At 57.1% G+C, this 17,929-nt stretch carries 14 protein-coding genes; all 14 read left to right on the forward strand.

What is annotated here, in order from left to right; all coding sequences use genetic code 11:
* The first annotated feature begins 15 nt into the window (after positions 1 to 15).
* The 14 genes from U9R25_15720 (at position 16) to U9R25_15785 (ending at position 17,800) form a co-directional block, all read left to right on the forward strand.
* Complete coding sequence (locus tag U9R25_15720) at positions 16 to 891, forward strand: ABC transporter permease (protein ID MEA3337347.1); 876 nt, start codon at positions 16 to 18, stop codon at positions 889 to 891.
* A 67-nt stretch (positions 892 to 958) separates the two neighbouring features.
* Complete coding sequence (locus tag U9R25_15725) at positions 959 to 2,203, forward strand: L-rhamnose isomerase (GenBank protein ID MEA3337348.1); 1,245 nt, start codon at positions 959 to 961, stop codon at positions 2,201 to 2,203.
* A gap of 4 nt (positions 2,204 to 2,207) precedes the next feature.
* Entirely contained in the window at positions 2,208 to 2,528 is a 321-nt protein-coding gene (locus U9R25_15730; GenBank protein ID MEA3337349.1) for an L-rhamnose mutarotase, read from the forward strand.
* Between the two features lie 4 nt (positions 2,529 to 2,532).
* Positions 2,533 to 3,225 (forward strand): creatininase family protein, encoded by a 693-nt coding sequence (locus U9R25_15735; GenBank protein MEA3337350.1) that lies wholly within the window; start codon positions 2,533 to 2,535, stop codon positions 3,223 to 3,225.
* Positions 3,226 to 3,259: 34 nt separating this feature from the next.
* The gene (locus U9R25_15740) at positions 3,260 to 4,732 is read left to right on the forward strand and encodes a rhamnulokinase family protein (protein MEA3337351.1); all 1,473 of its coding nucleotides are present in this window, start codon (positions 3,260 to 3,262) and stop codon (positions 4,730 to 4,732) included.
* 13 nt (positions 4,733 to 4,745) lie between these two features.
* Complete coding sequence (locus U9R25_15745; protein ID MEA3337352.1) at positions 4,746 to 4,886, forward strand: hypothetical protein; 141 nt, start codon at positions 4,746 to 4,748, stop codon at positions 4,884 to 4,886.
* 316 nt (positions 4,887 to 5,202) lie between these two features.
* A complete protein-coding gene (locus U9R25_15750; GenBank protein MEA3337353.1) occupies positions 5,203 to 6,351 on the forward strand; it encodes a type I restriction-modification system subunit M N-terminal domain-containing protein in 1,149 nt (382 codons plus the stop codon).
* A gap of 108 nt (positions 6,352 to 6,459) precedes the next feature.
* Complete coding sequence (locus U9R25_15755; GenBank protein ID MEA3337354.1) at positions 6,460 to 7,890, forward strand: right-handed parallel beta-helix repeat-containing protein; 1,431 nt, start codon at positions 6,460 to 6,462, stop codon at positions 7,888 to 7,890.
* A 149-nt stretch (positions 7,891 to 8,039) separates the two neighbouring features.
* The gene (locus U9R25_15760; protein ID MEA3337355.1) at positions 8,040 to 9,578 is read left to right on the forward strand and encodes a hydroxymethylglutaryl-CoA reductase; all 1,539 of its coding nucleotides are present in this window, start codon (positions 8,040 to 8,042) and stop codon (positions 9,576 to 9,578) included.
* 97 nt (positions 9,579 to 9,675) lie between these two features.
* On the forward strand, positions 9,676 to 10,212 hold the full coding sequence (locus tag U9R25_15765; protein MEA3337356.1) for a phage holin family protein: 537 nt from the start codon (positions 9,676 to 9,678) through the stop codon (positions 10,210 to 10,212).
* Positions 10,209 to 11,942 carry an AarF/UbiB family protein gene (locus U9R25_15770; GenBank protein ID MEA3337357.1) on the forward strand — a complete coding sequence of 578 codons (1,734 nt, stop codon included), beginning with the start codon at positions 10,209 to 10,211 and terminating at the stop codon, positions 11,940 to 11,942. The genes U9R25_15765 and U9R25_15770 overlap by 4 nt, the downstream gene beginning before the upstream one ends.
* A 64-nt stretch (positions 11,943 to 12,006) precedes the next feature.
* Positions 12,007 to 13,899 carry an SLC13 family permease gene (locus U9R25_15775; protein ID MEA3337358.1) on the forward strand — a complete coding sequence of 631 codons (1,893 nt, stop codon included), beginning with the start codon at positions 12,007 to 12,009 and terminating at the stop codon, positions 13,897 to 13,899.
* Between the two features lie 7 nt (positions 13,900 to 13,906).
* Entirely contained in the window at positions 13,907 to 15,214 is a 1,308-nt protein-coding gene (locus U9R25_15780; protein ID MEA3337359.1) for an anaerobic sulfatase maturase, read from the forward strand.
* An 18-nt stretch (positions 15,215 to 15,232) separates the two neighbouring features.
* Positions 15,233 to 17,800 (forward strand): PA14 domain-containing protein, encoded by a 2,568-nt coding sequence (locus tag U9R25_15785; GenBank protein MEA3337360.1) that lies wholly within the window; start codon positions 15,233 to 15,235, stop codon positions 17,798 to 17,800.
* The last annotated feature ends 129 nt before the right edge of the window (positions 17,801 to 17,929 follow it).

Here is a 17,929-nt window from a genome sequence, read left to right on the forward strand (position 1 = left end):
ACAACCGATGCGTTTATGACGCAGCCAAACCTGATCAACATTATGCGGCAGGTGTCGTTTACAGGCATCACGGCCGTCGGTGCGGCCATGGTTCTGCTCATTGGCGGTATCGATCTGTCCATCGGTTCGGTGCTTGCATTCACCGGCGTCATTGCTGCAAAGGTGATCATTGAAGCGGGCATGCCGCCGCTGGTAGGCCTCTTCGCCGGTGTCGGGGCCGGCATGTTGGTGGGACTGATCAACGGCCTGATCATCACCCGGCTGCACATCCCGGCCTTGATCACCACCCTCGGCACGCTGACGATCGTGCGTGGCATCAGTTTCACGCTGACAAGTGGCTTACCTGTTTTTGGCTTTCCCAAAGAACCGTTCCTGGGATTCGAGAAGGGTGTGCAAGCCGTGGGCAAAGGCTACATCGGCGGCATTCCTGTGCCGGTTATTATCATGATCACCGTGTTTATTCTGGGATATATCTTTCTTTACCGCACCTATTTTGGCCGCTATATTTACGCGATTGGTGGCAATGCCGAGACCTCGCGCCTGTCAGGTATCAAGGTTGAGCGCATGCAGTTGCTGGTTTACACGCTGGCAGGCTTGCTGACAGGCGTGGCGGGGATGATCGTGATGGGACGTGTCAATTCAGGCCAGCCCAGCATCGGCGTCGGTTTCGAGCTGGAAGTGATCACGGCGGTAGTTTTAGGTGGCATCAGCATCGCCGGCGGATCCGGCAGTTTGCTCGGCGTGATCCTGGGGGTGTTCATCATGGGCGTCCTCAGCAATGGCCTTATTATTCTCAATGTTTCGGAATACAACCAGATGGTCGTGCGCGGCCTGGTATTGTTGCTGGCGGTGGGCATCGACCAGCTCAGAATCAGCGCGCGACGCACTTAGTAGCTGTTTGAAAAGGGGCCGAAGATCTCTTATCGGTTTCTACTCGATGCATCATCAAGGAGCACAAATGACTTTGGCTACATGGGAGCAACAATATGAGGTCCTCGCCAATGTTCTCATGGACAGAGGTATGACAGTTGAGGATGTGAAAGATAAGTTGAAGCAGCAGGTCATCGAATTACCTTCGTGGGCGGTAGGCAATTCAGGTACGCGCTATGGCGTTTTTCGAGAGGATGGCGCCGCGCGCAACATCTGGGACAAGATCGAAGATTGCGCCGAGATCCAGCGTGTGGTCGGCATCTGCCCGGTCATGGCCAGCCATGTGCTGTGGGATGTGACCGACGATGGCCGTTATGAACCGGTGCGCCGGTACGCGGCGGAACGCGGGCTGACAATCGGTACGGTCCATCCCAACACATTTATGGGCCAGGAATTCCGCCTGGGAAGTGTGTGCAGCCCGGACGAGGCAACCCGCACCTCGACCATCAAACATTTCATCGATTGCGTGCGCATCACCCGCGAAATGGGTTCCAAGGTCATCGGCATCTGGTTAGCTGATGGTACCAATTATCCCGGCCAGGACCACCTTCGCACTCGCAAGCAACGCCTGTTTGAGGGATTGAAAGCTCTGTATGATGCGATGGATGAGGATATGACCCTGGCCGTTGAATACAAATATTTCGAGCCCGGTTTCTACACGAGCGATCTGATGGACTGGGGCATGTCGTTCATGATGTGTCAACAGTTGGGTGAGCGGGCCAAGGTGCTGGTCGATGTGGGCCATCACCCGCTTAGCGCGAACATCGAGCACATCGTCTCCATTCTCCTGGACGAGGGCAAGCTGGGCGGCTTCCATCTCAATGACCGCAAATATGGCGATGATGACCTGATGGCAGGCACCGTCAACCCCCTCCAGCTTTTCGCCATTTTCGACCAGATCGTGGACGCGGCGCAAGACCCGGCAACGAGCGAAGCTGCTGAGAGCGTCATCTACATGCTGGATCAGTCCCACAATATCGAGCCAAGCATCGAGGGCATCATTCAGTCGGTGATGAATGCGCAGACTGCCTACGCAAAGGCTCTGCTGGTCGAGCGCGAAAAGCTGGCAGCGGCGCAACAAGCGGGCGATGTCATCCTGGCCAATCGAACCCTGATGGATGCCTATGAATTGGACGTGCAGCCTCTGCTGAAACAGGTGCGTGTGGAGATGGGTCGCCACCCTGATCCAATTGTCTCATATCGCGAGGGCGGCTACGCACAAAAGATCAATGAGCAGCGCGCCGGCGCCGGTATCGGCGCGCTGGGGGGATAGGGATATGAAACGAGTCGGCATGACATGGCGGGTCCATCCCGAACACCTGGAACCATATACCGACATCCATCTCAGCCCCTGGCCCGAACTATTGGAGGCCATCCAGGAGGTCGGCATCCATAATTACAGCATTTTCGTGCTCGGTAATCGCATGTTCGCTTACATGGAAGTAGATGGCGATATCGGCGAAGCGCTGGCCAAGCTGGGCGAGACCGATGTCTACAAGCGCTGGGCGGTCGAGGTCAATCCCTGGGTGATGCCCGCGGCCGTCGAGGGTGGTGACATTCAGTTCATGGAAATCGAGCAGATTTTCTTTTGCCCCTAATCGAATGCGCTACGAAACACTTCTTCCCTGCGAATTCGATGCCATTCTTGAAACAGCGCCGGTCGCCTACCTGCCCTGGGGGGCGCTGGAGTGGCACGGCTATCACATGGCTCTGGGCAATGATGGCCTCAAGGCACACGGCATCCTGCAAAAGGTAGTAGAACGAACCGGCGGCGTGGTCCTGCCACCTGTCTGGTGTGGATTCGATACCCTGAAGCAGCCGGAACATGGCGGCTTTCCACTCACCCTGGAATTTAGGCGGGAGACCGTCATGCAATTGCTGACCGAGTACCTGGAACAACTGGCCGATATCGGTTTCAAGCTGATCGTCATCGTCAGTGGACATTATGGGCCGCCGCATATCGCAGCCCTGGTGGAGGCCGCCAATCTCTTCACTATCTGGCAGACGCAATACGACACGCGGGTGTGGATTATCCCCGAATATGACCTGGTCACCGACCTGGGTTACCGCGGCGACCATGCAGCCAAGTGGGAGACTGCCATCCTCATGCACTTACATCCTGAACTGGTCGATCTCAGCCGCCTGGATGACGTAACCGCGGGCGAGACAGGTGGCATTCTGGGCGAAGACCCACGCCAGACCGCCACGCCCGAGCTGGGCGCGGAAATCGTGGCTGCCATCGTCGAGCGCCTGACAGAACGGGTCGAGCGATTCTTGACAGTCGGCCACGAATGAACATACCTGAAAGTTTCAAAGTGAGAGGGGAATCATGGGCAAATATATCGCCATCGACATCGGCGCCGAAAGCGGCAGGGTGATAATCGGAACCCTCGCAGATGGAAAAATCAGCCTGGAAGAGGTGTGTCGGTTTGCCAACGGCCCGGTGCAGGTCATGGGCCATCTGCGCTGGGATGCATTGCATCTGTTCAGTGAAATCAAGCGAGGATTAGCAGCAATCGCCCAAAAGCACGGCGACGAGTTTATTTCGATGGGCATTGATACTTGGGCTATCGACTACGGCTTGCTCGACGCCGATGGCGAGTTACTGGGCAATCCCTTCGCCTATCGCGATGTCCGCACTGAAGGGATGATGGAATATGCATTCAAACGTATCTCGCAACGTGATATTTTCGAGCAATCCGGGGGCATTCAGTTCCTAAGCGTAAACACGCTCTACCAATTGGCGGCGATGGTTGCTGCCAATTCGCCACAACTGAGCATCGCCCATGATTTTCTCCTGATGCCCGATCTGCTGCACTACTGGCTGACAGGGGTTAAGGCCTGTGAGTACACCAACGCCACGACCACCCAGTTCTATAATTCACTGATCGGCGATTGGTCAGACACCATTCTTGAGGCCCTGGGTATTCCCAGGCACCTCTTCCCGCAGGTCATTCAGCCCGGAACCGTTCTCGGCCCGATTTTGCCTGAAGTAGCCGAGGAGGTCGGACTCACTCTGCTTAGCGTCGTCGCGCCCGCCACCCACGATACTGCCTCTGCCGTGGTCGCTGTGCCTGCAGAGAATGATGATTTCGTATGGCTCAGTTCGGGGACCTGGTCCTTACTAGGCGGCATCAACGACAGAGCCATCGTCACCGAAGAGACCCTGGAATACAACATCAGTAGCTATGGCGGGGCAGGCGGCATGGTGCTGCCCTGGAAAAACATCATGGGCCTGTGGCTTGTGCAAGAGTGCCGGCGTCTCTGGGCAAAACAAGGCGACGATTATTCGTACGAGCAACTCACCCGGATGGCCGGGGAAGCGCGTCCCTTTGTCGCCATCATCGACCCCGACCATCCATCTTTCCTCGCCCCCGCTGATATGCCCGGGGCGATCCGGGCATTCTGCCGTGATGCTGGCCAACCGATGCCTGAGACCAGCGGCGAGATCGTGCGTACGGCGCTGGAAAGCCTGGCTCTCAGATATCGTTGGGTGGTAGAGAAGTTGGAGATTCTCCTTGCTCGAAAATCAGAAACCTTGCACGTAGTCGGGGGAGGATCACAGAATCAACTGCTCAACCAGTTTGCCGCGGACGCCACCCGCTTGCCGGTGGTCGCCGGTCCGGTGGAGGCCACAGCCCTGGGAAATGTAGCTGTGCAAGCGATGACAACCGGCGAATTAGCATCGTTGGATGAAATTCGACGAGTGATACGCAACTCCTGTGATGTCGCTGTTTTCACGCCAGGAGATAGCAGGCCCTGGGATGAGGCGTATGAACGGTTTTTGCGCCTGGTTGGGTAGAGTTTATTTCACAATGAAGGCGCAGGCTCGACCAGGCCTGCGCCTTCTGGATTCTGTGAATTTCCGGTACAATCCGGTGCTCATCGGTTCGGTCAAGCTCTTCCAGGAAAGCGATGGGCATGTGTGGGATGGGCAGGTGGAAGAGACCATGTAGCAGCTTTTGGACCTGGGCATTAAGAAACTGGTGATGCTGACGGGAGACAATGAACGGGTGGCGTTGGAGATCGGCCGGGGTGTTGTGGGGTGACCGGGGGCGGATGATGCCGGGGTTGTGGGCCTTCACGATGCGTTTGGTCTCGAAGCGCCAATCGGATACAATGGGGACAGTTGCCATTGGCGCCCGTGCAGTGTCTTCCTCATGCCGCCGATGCAGCAACGGTATTGCGTTGGGCTAAGAACAGCAAAGTTCAGGGCATTTGTCAGGGCTGCCAGACGGTGAACAATATCAGTCGGTGAGCCGGTCAATACATATGAACAACTTCCAAGAAAAAGCCAACCTTATCTGGAACATAGCTGACCTGTTGCGCGGTGATTACAAACCCCGCGATTATGTGGATGTGATTCTGCCCATGACAGTTTTTCGACGCCTGGATCAGGCCATGGAGGAAAAACGACAAGCGGTGGGGGATGATCACAAGCGCTATCGTGGCGAATTGAAGAATCTCGACGGCTTTCTACAGCAGCGTTATGGCCGGGTCTACAACACATCGCCCTACGACTGGCGCAAGCTGATGGAAGCGCCCGACGACATCGCCCAGAACCTGGTCACCTACTTGAACGGCTTCAGCCCCGATGTGCAGGACATCATCGAGAAATTCGATTTCCGACGCCAGATCAACCGTTTGCAAACCGCCCGCCTGATTCACCCTATCCTGCAGGAATTCACCCAGGTGGATTTACATCCTGATCGGGTCAGCAACCGGGAGATGGGACTGATATTCGAGAATCTGATCCGCCGTTTTAGCGAGCAATACAACGAGACCGCCGGCGAACATTTTACGCCCCGAGAAGTGATCCGCTTGATGGTGCATCTGCTCTTTGCCGAACAGCGGCAACGCCTGGATGCCAAGCTACGCGAGCAGATGCGCATCGAGATTCGGCAATTACAGCACCGTCTGGGCACCACAAGTGTGTATGTCACCCACGACCAGGCCGAAGCCATGAGCATTTCTGACCGCATTGTGATCATGAATCATGGCAGAATTGAGCAGATAGGGCCGCCGCTGGAGATCTATTCAAGGCCGCGCAACCGTTTTGTGGCGGACTTCATCGGCAAAGTGAACTTCCTATCTGCACAGGTCAGCGGCCCTGGACGGGTACGGCTGGCCGGCCAGGAGTTGGCGGTGGACGATTTGCCCGAACTGGCGGTGGGCAGCGACACTGTGTTGACTATTCGCCCGGAAGCAATCGGCCTGTCCAAATCGGATGGACAGCTTGCCGGCGAGATCGTCTGGGCCACATTTCTGGGAGGAATCGTCGAATATAGCATCTCTGTCCAGGCGTTGGGAGAGATCACCGTCCACCAGGAAAACCCGGCCGTGCGCGGCCTGCACGAGATTGGCGAGACCGTCCGTCTGGAGTTCTCTTCTCAGGCGTTGCACGCCTTGCCAGAGGGCTGACAGAGAGACTTCCCGGGAAACCCGAAACCACCAAAAAAGCGGGCATGACGGTGTCCTCGACGCCGTTGTGGATGATGGCGAACCTATACCATGCGCGGAGTCGCTGACGTGCGTTACCCTATTTTGCTGACACTGTTCGCAGCCCTGGCGCTGGCCGGCTGTAACGGCGTGGCCCAGCCAGCCGATGAGTTTCGCCCTCCCAGCGCGGAAACCCCTATTTTACAGGCCGATGCACTTCCTGCCGCAGGGACGACGCATTTTGTCAGCCCCCATGGCGACGACGGCCATGCAGGGACCTTCGAAAAGCCCTGGCGGACCCTCCAACATGCAAGTGACAGCGTGATACCAGGCGATACCGTCCAGGTTCGCGGGGGGAGGTACAGTGAAAATGTGATCATTTATCGCTCGGGCGCGATCGGTCTGGCCATCACCTTCACCAATCGACCGGGAGAAACGGTGATTCTGGATGGCCGCAACCAGCTCTATGCCGCCTTCGAGCTGGCCGACGGCCAGACCGGATCCCAGGTTTCTGACATCGTCATCAGCGGCTTCACCATCCAAAACTACACCGGTTTCGGCATTGTGGCCTGGGATGTGAACGACCGGCTGACCCTGCGCGACCTGGTGATTCTGGACAACGGGGATACCGGAATCCGTCTTTCCAACAGCGACGGCTCGGTGGTGCGCAATGTCCTGCTGCAGAACAACGAAGGGGGCTTCGATTGCACGCCAGTTTCCCCGGGTGGTGAGCGCGCCGCCGGATGCACCAATCTGGTGATCGCCGACGTTCAGGCCATCGACAATGGCACAGCGGGCGGCACCGCGACCGACGCCTTCGCCGTCGAAAGGGGCGCCGATATCCTGGTGGAGCGTTCGCTGGCTGCCGGTGGGGTCGGCGACGGTTTTGATTTCAAGTCGGACCGCACGGTTCTGCGCCAGGTCGTGGCCCACGACACTCGCAACAACATTAAATTGTGGGGCGAAGGTTCGACGGTGGAGAATGCCCTGGCCTACGATGCCACTGCCGACGCCAACGTGGTGCTGACCGCCGGAGGCAGCTACACCCTGACCAACGTCACGGTCGCCAATATGGCCGGTACCGCCTATCTGGTGGTGGCAGGGGACCTCAGCGGCAGCGGGCCTACGCCGCTACGTCTGACTAACTCGATATTCTACAACGATAACCCGGCCAATCAGGGAACCTTGTTCTGGCTCAGCCCGGAAGTCAGGCTCGCCGAGGAAAGCAATAATATCTTCTACAATCCCTACCGGACCGACGATGTGATCTGTGCCGGCTTCTCCCCTTTCGATGGCCAATGTTTCGGCAGCGACGAGATCAATGGGGGCGTGTGGCCCTATAGTACCAATAGTTACGACGATCCTCTGTTTCTCGATCCCGAGGCCAAGGATTTCCACCTGATGGAACAAAGCCCGGCCGTCGATGGTGCCGCAGCGAGATTCTCGCCGGCGGTCGACCTGGACGGCAATTCGCGGGGGGAGCACCCCGATATTGGTGCTTACGAATTTCTTTCTCCGTAAGTGTCATCCCCGCGCACCTGGGGGTCCAGACAGCACCTCATCTGATTCGCTCCTGGACTCCTGATTGGCTGTTCTTTCCATGGCCATTGTGTTATACTTGCGCCATCACCATCAGGCCCAGAATCGTGAAGGAGATGACCATGGCTTTGATCAAGGTTCCCAGTCTTATTCTCAAGCAGCTCTATACAACTGGCAGCCTGGAGAACACCGCCGACGGGGTTCGTTTCTCCCTGAAGAATCGCCTCAGCGACAGCACCATAACGTCGCTCAGGGAGATAAGCTTCGACGGGAATCCTGTGCCCCGAGAGCTCATTACCCTGGTGCTAGACTCTGGAGAAACACTGACGCCGGATGAAATCGAGGCCAGTCCCATCGATTTTCCACTGAGGCGCACGGTGGATCTGATCTGCCGGATCGAGCCTTTGGACGAAGGCAAACATAGGATCGAAGTAGCCTTCGAGGCGTCCCCGTTTGGTGAGCTGAACCTGAAGGTCGATGGCTCTGTTGCCCGTCACATTGAACGGCAGGTGAGCATTCCCCGCGACAATGTGGACGATTTTTCCGCTTCGATCATCGCCGAGCGTCAGCGGTTCGTCGAGGAATTCACCGGTCAGCAGCTCGAACACGTCACTCACTACTCCTTTGACCCGGAAATCGCCCGGGGCAATATCGAAAACTTCACCGGTGTGGCCCAGGTCCCCATCGGTTTCGCAGGACCGATTACCATATGTGGTGAGCATGCCCAGGGAGAGTTCATCATTCCCATGGCGGCCAGCGAGGGCACTCTGGTCGCTTCGTACAACCGGGGCATGAAGATTATCAACCTCTGTGGGGGGGTCAAAGTCAGTGTTGTGGCTGACGCCATGCAGCGCGCGCCGGTGTTTGTATTCGACGATGCCCGCCTGGCGCGGGATTTCGTCGCCTGGGTAGCAGAGAATGAGGGGAAGATACGGGAAGAGGCGGAGGCTACCTCAAGCATCGCCAGGCTGTCCAATATCGACCCCTATCTGGCAGGAAAGTTCGCCTTTCTGCGCTTTAACTTCACCACAGGCGACGGGGCCGGACAGAATATGGTGGGAAGAGCTACTTTCGCCGGCTGCAGCTGGATTGTCGATCACTACGACGGTATCCGGCACTTCTATCTGGAATCCAATCTGGCAACCGACAAAAAAGCTTCCCAGGTCAACATCATGCACACCCGGGGTAAGCGGGTTATTGCAGAGGCCGTGATCAAACGTGATGTGCTGGTGCAGCACATGAGGGTGGAACCTGACAGCCTCTTTTACCACTACAACGTGGCCAATATCGGCGCCATCCTGTCGGGCGCCAACAACAATGGCTTGCATTCGGCCAACGGGATCACGGCAATGTTCATCGCTACCGGTCAGGATGTGGCCAACGTAGCGGAGTCATCAGCCGGCATCCTCTACACTGAAATAACACCGGAGGATGATCTTTACATCTCGCTCACGGTGCCATCGTTGATCGTCGCAACCTATGGCGGTGGCACTGGGTTGGCGACGCAGCGCGAGTGCCTCGAGTTATTGGGGTGTTACGGCACGGGCAAGGTGTTTAAATTCGCCGAGATCGTGACTGCAGTGGCATTGGCTGGCGAGATATCCCTGGCTTCGGCGATTTCATCGTTGGATTGGGTTTCCAGCCACGAGCGCTACGGCCGGAATCGCTAGCATTTGCCATTGTGTTTTTCGTTCTTTCACGGTATACTTGTGCGATTGGATCGGACCACAATCACCTCCACATTGAGCAATAAGTGAGAACCAGGGCATGAGAAACTTCTCTTTGAGACATCACTTCAACTGGCGGGTCATGCTAGTTCGCATTCTCATCAACACGTTGACCCTTACGTTGATCGTTCTTATCGTTCCGAAGATTCATCTGGGGCCCGAGGCTCACCCCATCTGGACACTTCTTGCTTTGGGCCTCGTGCTGGGGGTCCTCAATGCTGTGGTGAAGCCCATCATTCAGTTCTTCACCCTTCCCTTCCTCTTCGTAACTTATGGTCTGGTCGTCATCTTGATCAACACCATTGTCTTGTGGATTCTTGCCTATTTAGTCCCCAGCCATTTCGTTATCGATGGCTTCATTTGGTCCTTCGTTGCAGGTGCACTCATGGGAATCACTACCAGCTTTTTGGAATCCTTTTTTGGTCTCACCGTACCAATCGTTCTCGATGAATCTGGAGAACTACGGGCTGATCTGGACCAGCCAAAACCGAGCGTAGACAGGATCCTGGATCGGGCCGAAAGCGCACTGTTCTATGAGGGGAAGGCTGATGCTGCGCAGGGAAAGGATGGATCATGAAACACAGTGCACTTGACCAGGCCCGTGAAAACCTGCGCTTGCAGCAGGTGTATAATCTCTTCCTGCGCTACGGTTGGGAGTTGCTTTTTGATCGCTGGCCGGTTCTGGTGGGATTTCATTCTCGCATGCAGCGCTGGCTCTGGCATTTGCCTGATGATCTGGAACCCCTGAGTCTACCGGTCAAGGTCCGTTTGATGATTGAGGAACTGGGACCTACCTACGTCAAAATGGGCCAGATCATCTCAAGCCAGGCTTCGGTAGTTCCACCGGAATGGGAGATTGAGCTTGAAAAGCTGCAGAGCGATGTGCCTGCCTTTCCCAGCTCTCAGGTGCGCGAGGTGATCGTGGAGGAGTTAGGTGCGCCGCCTGAAGAGATCTACGCCAGCTTTGCGCCGGAACCGTTTGCTGCCGCGAGTACCGCTCAGGTGCATGCGGCTACTCTGGACGACGGGCGGAAGGTAGCGGTCAAGGTCCAGCGACCCAATATTTACAATGAGATGAAGGCAGATATCGGAATCATGAGCGACGCCGTACGCGTGATCTCGCGGCGATCTGATGATCTCAAGGCAATCGATCTGGAAGGCATGGTGGGGCAGTTTGGCGTCAGCGTACTGGCTGAGCTCGATTACAACGGGGAAGCTTACAACGCCTTTCGCCTGGCCGACAGCTTGAGTGACATTGCCAACGTAGAGGTCGTAGAGATCTACCCGACCTATTCATCCTCCAAAGTCCTCACCGAGGGGTTTGTCGACGGGGTCAAGGCCAACGATATCGAGGCCATCGAAGCGGCCGGGTTAGATCGGGAAGCGTTGGCTACAGCTGCCCTGCAGTCCATGATCAAGATGATGTTGATTGACGGCTTTTTCCATGCGGATCCCCACCCCGGAAATATCCTGGTAGATCTTGAGAGTGGGCAATTGACTCTCATCGATACCGGCATGGTGGGCGAGCTGGATTTTACCCAGCGCATGAACCTGATTCAATTGCTGGCCGCTGTTCAAAACATCGATGTCCAGGCTATGGCTGAAATCATGGAAAGCCTGAGCACACCCTTTGTCGATGATTTCGATCAAAAAGCCTATTACAAGGATTTTGAGCGGACAATTGGACGATACACCTATGGTGGTCGTGCTATACCCTTTGGCGAAGCGATCAATGAGGCCATGGATCTCCTGCGCAGGCATGGTTTGCGCCTGGATCCAAACTTAACGATGGCCATCAAAGCGTTGATGCAGGCGGAGGCCATCGCTACGGAGCTTTACCCGGAAGGGGGCATTGTCAACCAGGGGGTGACGATCGCCAAGGAGATGTTGGTGCAGGAGGTCACCGCGGAGAAAATCGTCGACGTGGCCAGCCAACAGGCCATGTCAACCGCCCGCGAGCTTCTCAAGCGTGTGCCCTCTCTTCAGGAAGCGACCATTGGCTGGCTTGACCAGTATCAGAAGGGCCGGTTTGAAGTCTATGTGGACACCTCCGATCTGGCCCAGGAGGTGGATAAACTTGGTGTTTTCCTGCGGCAGATCGTCATCGGGATCGTGCTGATGGGGATGATCATCGGCTCTGCGATCGCTGTGTCGGGCCTGACCTCTGTCGATCCCGAAATTCCTTACTGGTTGTGGATGTTCCGGATCGCCTATTTTGGCTTCATTGGTGCCATGGTCATCGGTTTCCTGATGCTGGCACGTTTGGTTTGGCGTTGGATGACTGGAAAGAATCCGATGGGCGATTGACGATCTTCCTGTAGTATCGGCAACGTAACACGGGGAGATGCTCGGTTCAGGTCTTCCGCACCGCATGACGATCACCTTCATCATATTGGGCATCACCCTTGCCTTTTTTGTCTTCAGCGACCTGCGACCGGATCTGGTCGCTTTGCTGTCAATGCTGGCGCTGTTCCTGGTTGGAGTGATCACAGCTCCTCAAGCGCTGTCCGGGTTTGCCGATTCGACTGTGATTCTGATAGCGGCCCTGTTCGTGATCGGAGAAGGGTTGGCTCGCACGGGGGTTACTGCCTGGTTGGGCCAGCAGTTGATCGAACAGGCGGGCAACAGCGAAGTCCGATTATTAGTCGTGCTCATGCTGGGTACGGCGCTGCTTTCTGCCTTCCTGAGCAACACCGGCACAGTGGCAATGTTGCTTCCGGCGGTGGTGGCTGCGGCCTGGCGAGTCGGCAGCATGCCCTCCAGGTTCCTTATTCCGCTGGCCTTCTCCGCCAATCTGGGTGGTCTCCTGACGTTGATCGGCACGCCGCCCAACATCATCGTATCCGACACCGTGACGGCAGCCGGGTTGGAACCCTTCGGTTTTTTCGAATTCAGCTTGATCGGCATTCCGTTGCTGCTTGTCGCCCTTGGTTTCATGGTTCTACTCGGACGGCGATTGCTTCCGGAACGGCATTCGGGCGAAGCTCCTGATGATGTGATCGAGTCGGTGGGTGAACTCGCCGAATCCTATCACCTGCCAGGAAAAATGTTTCAACTGCGGGTACGCAGTAGTTCGCGAATTGTAGGGAAGACGCTGGCAGAAACGAAGCTGGGGCGCGATTACGGGGTGTCTGTTCTGCGCATCGCCCATCTTCCAGGCAGTGCCAGCGACGGCCTTGGCCCGTTGCAGCTACAACGTCGCAGAATGATTGAAAGCCTGGATCAGCTGCTCGACGACGATGGAAAAATGCCCGGCGCGGACACGGTGATTGCCCCTCAGGATCTGTTGGTTGTCAAAGGCAATCCCGAAGCTGTCGAGCGCGCTTCGATTGAATTCAACCTTGGCCTGCAGGAGTTGGAGGCCGAAGACGCCGAGCTTACCGATCTGTTGCTGTCCCATGAGGTGGGTATCGCCGAGGTGCTGGTGCCTCCCCGATCGGAGTACGTTGGGCGTACCATTGCAGGAAGCCATTTCGCCGAGAAGTTCGACGTGCAGGTCATTACCCTGCGGCAAGGTGACAGACTCATGCCTCGTCGGCAGACGGCCCTTCGGTTTGGCGATTCCTTGCTGGTACGGGGCCGGTGGGAGGATATCGAACGACTGCGCGACGAGCGGCGCAACTTCGTCGTGGTTGGACGCCCGGAAGCCCTGGCGCGCCAGATCGTCGAACCGAATCCCCAGGCAACTGTGGCGGTCGTTGCCCTGGGTGTCATGGTGGTCCTGATGATCACCGGGTTGGTGCCAACCGTTTTCGCTGCCCTCATCGCCGCGCTGATTATGGTATTGGGTGGCTGTCTGACCATGGATAACGCCTACCGGGCGGTCAATTGGCAGACCGTTGTGCTGATCGCGGCCATGTTGCCCACGAGTATTGCGCTTCAGGTTACGGGAGGCGCCGAACTGATTGCCGATGCATTGGTCAACACCTTGGGTGCGGTTGGCCCCCACGCGCTGCTTGCAGGGGTTTTCATCTTGACGGCCGGGTTCAGCCAGGTGATCAGCAATACGGCAACAACCGTGCTCGTGGCGCCGATCGTCATGCAGGCCGCATTGACCCTGGAAGTCTCACCGTACGGGATGCTGATGATGGTCGCTGTGGGTGCATCTGCAGCTTTCCTTACACCCATCGCTTCCCCTGTGAATACGTTGGTTTTTACGCCGGGCGGTTACTCCTTTGGCGACTTTGGCAAAGTTGGGCTGCCCCTCATGGTGCTTGTGTTGCTCGTCAGCTTGATTCTGGTGCCAATGATCTGGCCCGCTTAAGGAGTTTATTGTGAATCCATCTTCCATTTCCAATGTTCCGCCGGCATTCCATTTACTTGCCAAACCCACGGGCGCCATCTGCAACCTGGACTGTAAATACTGCTTCTTTTTGACCAAGGAAATGCTTTACCCGGGCAGCAAGTTCCGTATGACCGACGAGGTGCTCGATGCCTACCTCAGGCAGCTGATCGAGTCTCACCAGGTACCGGAGGTGATGATTGCCTGGCAGGGAGGTGAACCAACCCTGATGGGATTGGATTTCTTCCGGCGAGCGGTGGCCATTGCCGAGTCCTACCGGAAACCGGGCATGACGATCAGCCACAGCATGCAGACCAACGGCACGATGCTGGACGACGAATGGGCTGCCTTTTTTAAGGAAAACAACTTCCTGATCGGACTCAGTGTGGATGGCCCCCGAGAGCTTCACGACAAATACCGGGTGACAAAAGGGGGCAAGGGAAGCTTCGATCAGGTCATGAAAGGGTTGGATTTCCTGAAGAGGCACGAGGTTGACTTCAATATCCTCTGTACGGTCAACGCCGGCAATGGCGACCATCCTTTGGAGGTCTATCGTTTCTTCCGCGATGACTTGCAGGCCCAGTTCGTTCAGTTCATTGCGATCGTCGAGCGCATCAACGAGGATGGCCTCACCCTGCTTCAGGCGGGCGACACGGTTACCGACCGCTCAATTCAGCCGGAACAATATGGCAGATTCCTTTCGACGATATTCGATGAGTGGGTGCGGAGAGATGTGGGGCAGGTCTACGTGCAGCTTTTCGATGTGACCCTGGGCAATTGGATTGGACAGTACGCCCTCTGCGTGTTTTCCCCCACCTGTGGCAACGCATTGGCCCTGGAACATACCGGTGATCTCTACGCCTGCGATCATTTTGTCGAACCTGACTATCTCCTGGGCAACATCCTTGAGACGCCCATGATCGAACTGGTTGCCTCGCCGCAACAGCGGCAGTTTGGCCGTGACAAGCTCGACAGCCTGCCCAGGTATTGTCTTGAGTGCGACGTTCGCTTCGCCTGCCATGGCGGCTGTCCCAAGAATCGTTTTATCGAAACGCCTGATGGGGAACCGGGTTTGAACTACCTTTGCGCAGGCTACAAAACATTCTTTGAGCACGTCAGGCAGCCCATGAACACCATGGCAGAACTGTTGCGGAGAGAGCGCGCCCCGGCCGAAATCATGCAGATTCTGGCCGCTGAAGAGAGAAAGCTCGAGGCCAGCTTTGCGGGAATCGGGCGCAACGACCCCTGTCCCTGTGGCAGTGGCCGCAAGTTCAAACAATGTCACGGAAAATCGTAGCTCGAAAAGGTAAAAAACATGAAACAGATTGGACACGTTATCCGCCGCCCCCTTTCTACGCTGGTCTTTTTCGAAGATTCTAATACTGTCTACAGGCTCGCCGATGACGATGTGAAGATCGTCGAAGCAAAGACGGGCCGGCTGATCGAGTTCTTTGCTGAAGATGAACTGCGAGCCACTCTGCAACGATTCCATATTGCTCCCGAAGAATTGAGCGACGAGGACCGGGCTGAGATCGCCGGCAGGTATCCGGAAAGCTCGCAGGATCTTGTGGATGCGGCATTGGCGGTTCAGGCGAGCGAGAGTCTCAAACCACTACCCGAGCCACCGGTTGAAGAGGAAACAGTCGTGCTCGCGGCAGCTGATGGCGGGGCTCCCGTCGATCCCGGTGAACCTGAGAAGATCGCTGCCGATGACGGAAAATCCAACCGTGGATGGCTGACCGTTCTGTTGCTGGCACTGGCGGCGCTGGCTGCGGTGGCAGCGATCTTCTTTCTGGTCAACATGCTGGGTGGTGACAGCACTGAGCCCGGCGGGGGCATCACGCCAGTTGTTGCCACGCCGACCATCGAGCAGGCCACGCCTACCCCTTTGCCGACGCCTGAGCCGGGTATTCCCACTGTGACGGCGATCAACAACACCTATATCTACGGTGGTCCTGGCACCGACTATGAGATCAGCGGCGTTTTGCCGGCAGGGCAATCGGCCGAGGTGACCGGCACCAGCGCCGATGGCCGATGGTGGGTGATCAAGCTGCCTTCCGCGGAATCCGGTCAGGGTTGGGTCCAGGCGAGTGATGTGCAGGCCAGTGGGACGGGAGGGGCCCCGGTTGTTCCGCTACCTCCGTTGCCCACGCCCACGGCCACACCTCCGATTGTGATTTCCGATTGGAAGGGCGAGTACTACGACAATCGCGGGCTGCGGGGTGAGCCGGTCATAGTCCGCAATGACACAGAAATCGATTTTAACTGGGGCACCAGTTCCCCTGCACCCGGTATGCCATCCGAGAACTGGTCTGCACGCTGGTCAATCGAGCGGGATGTGCCGGCTGGCACCTACCGGTTCTCGGTCTGGGTCGACGACGGCGTACGCATATGGGTCGACGATGTGATGATCATCGACGGCTGGCAGGAGGGCAGCGCGCGCAACTATACTCAGGATGTCGTTATTACCCGCGGCATCCACAGCGTGGTCGTGGAGTACTTCCAGGGTGCCGGTTCAGCCTCGCTTCGGCTGGACGTTGGCTACGTCGACGAGTATCCCGACTGGAAGGGGGAGTACTTCGACAATCCCAACGTGGCTGGCTACCCGATCCTGATTCGCAACGACCGGGAAATCGACTTCAACTGGGGCACCGGATCACCTGCACCTGGCATTCCCTCCGATAACTACTCGGTTCGCTGGACGCAAATCCAGGGCATGGAGCAGGGTGATTTTTCCTTCTCGGTCAAGGTTTCGGGCGGCGTCCGGCTGTGGCTGGATGGGCGCCTGCTGATCGACGATTGGGTCAGCCAACCCTCCCGCGTCCTGCAGGCCAGCAGCGGTGTAATTGCCCAGGGCGATCACGACTTCCGGGTCGAGTACTTCAAGTCGACCGGCGTTGGACAGATTACGGTGCAATGGTTCAAGCAGCAGCCGGTAGCGCCTCCGACGGCGGTTATTGCGGGCCCGAGTCAGGCCATGGCCGGCCAGGAAGTCATCTTCAGCGGCAGTCAATCGACTGCGGCGCCTGGCCACACGATCACGACTTACGAGTGGGCCTTTGGCGACGGAACCGGAGGCACCGGTGTGCAAATTGCCAAAACCTATCCTTCATCGGGCACCTACGACGTGCGCCTGACCGTCACCGACGATCAAGGATTGACAGGCACTTCCAGCCACCGCATCCAGATCGATGCCCAGCCCTCCCAACCTCCAACGGCCGTCATCAATGCTGTGACCCAGGGGGTGGTTGGTGAAACGATCCTGTTCAACGGCAGCGCGTCGACAGGTCCAAACCCGATCGTAACCTATCAGTGGTCCTTCGGCGATGGCAGTGGCGATGGCAGCGCAGTGGCAGAACATGTTTACGATCGTGCAGGGGTTTTCAGCGTCACCTTGCGTGTGGTGGACAGCGCTGGTCAGGAGGACAGTGCGGTCAGCCAGATCGAAATACGAGCCGGGGATACGCCCACACAGGTACCCACGGCTACGCCAGTAGCGACACCGACTCCAGAACCAACGCCCATCGTCGGCACATCCTGGTCGCTGACCTATCTGACCAGCGGGCCCGGCTCGCTGGTGTCCATCCTGCCGAATACGGAGCTCACCGCCCTGTTTGGGCTAGACTTCAGCCTGTCGGGCTCAGGTGGATGCAACCAATATAACACCACCTACGTGGCCCAGGGCACCTCGATTCGAATTGATCCGGTGTCAGCCACCAATCTTATCTGTGACATTCCTGGTGGCATCATGGAGCAGGAGGCCAGCTACTTCGGCTTCCTGACACAGGCATCTTCCTATCGGATGAGCGCTGATCGGCTGGAACTGTTGAACGACCAGGGAGAGGTGCTCCTGCAGTTCGTGCCATTGGCAGGGCCGTATTAGTCGGCGAACGCACGGGGGCGGGCACAAGGCCACGCCCCTACCCCGTAATTCATCAGAGAACTGGCGAACGCACGGGGGCATACCTTTTTCATGCGTAAGACAAATAGTAGCCCCGGTGTTCCCGCCGGG

This window comes from Chloroflexota bacterium (genome assembly GCA_034717495.1).
Classification (GTDB): Bacteria; Chloroflexota; Anaerolineae; order JAAEKA01; family JAAEKA01; genus JAYELL01.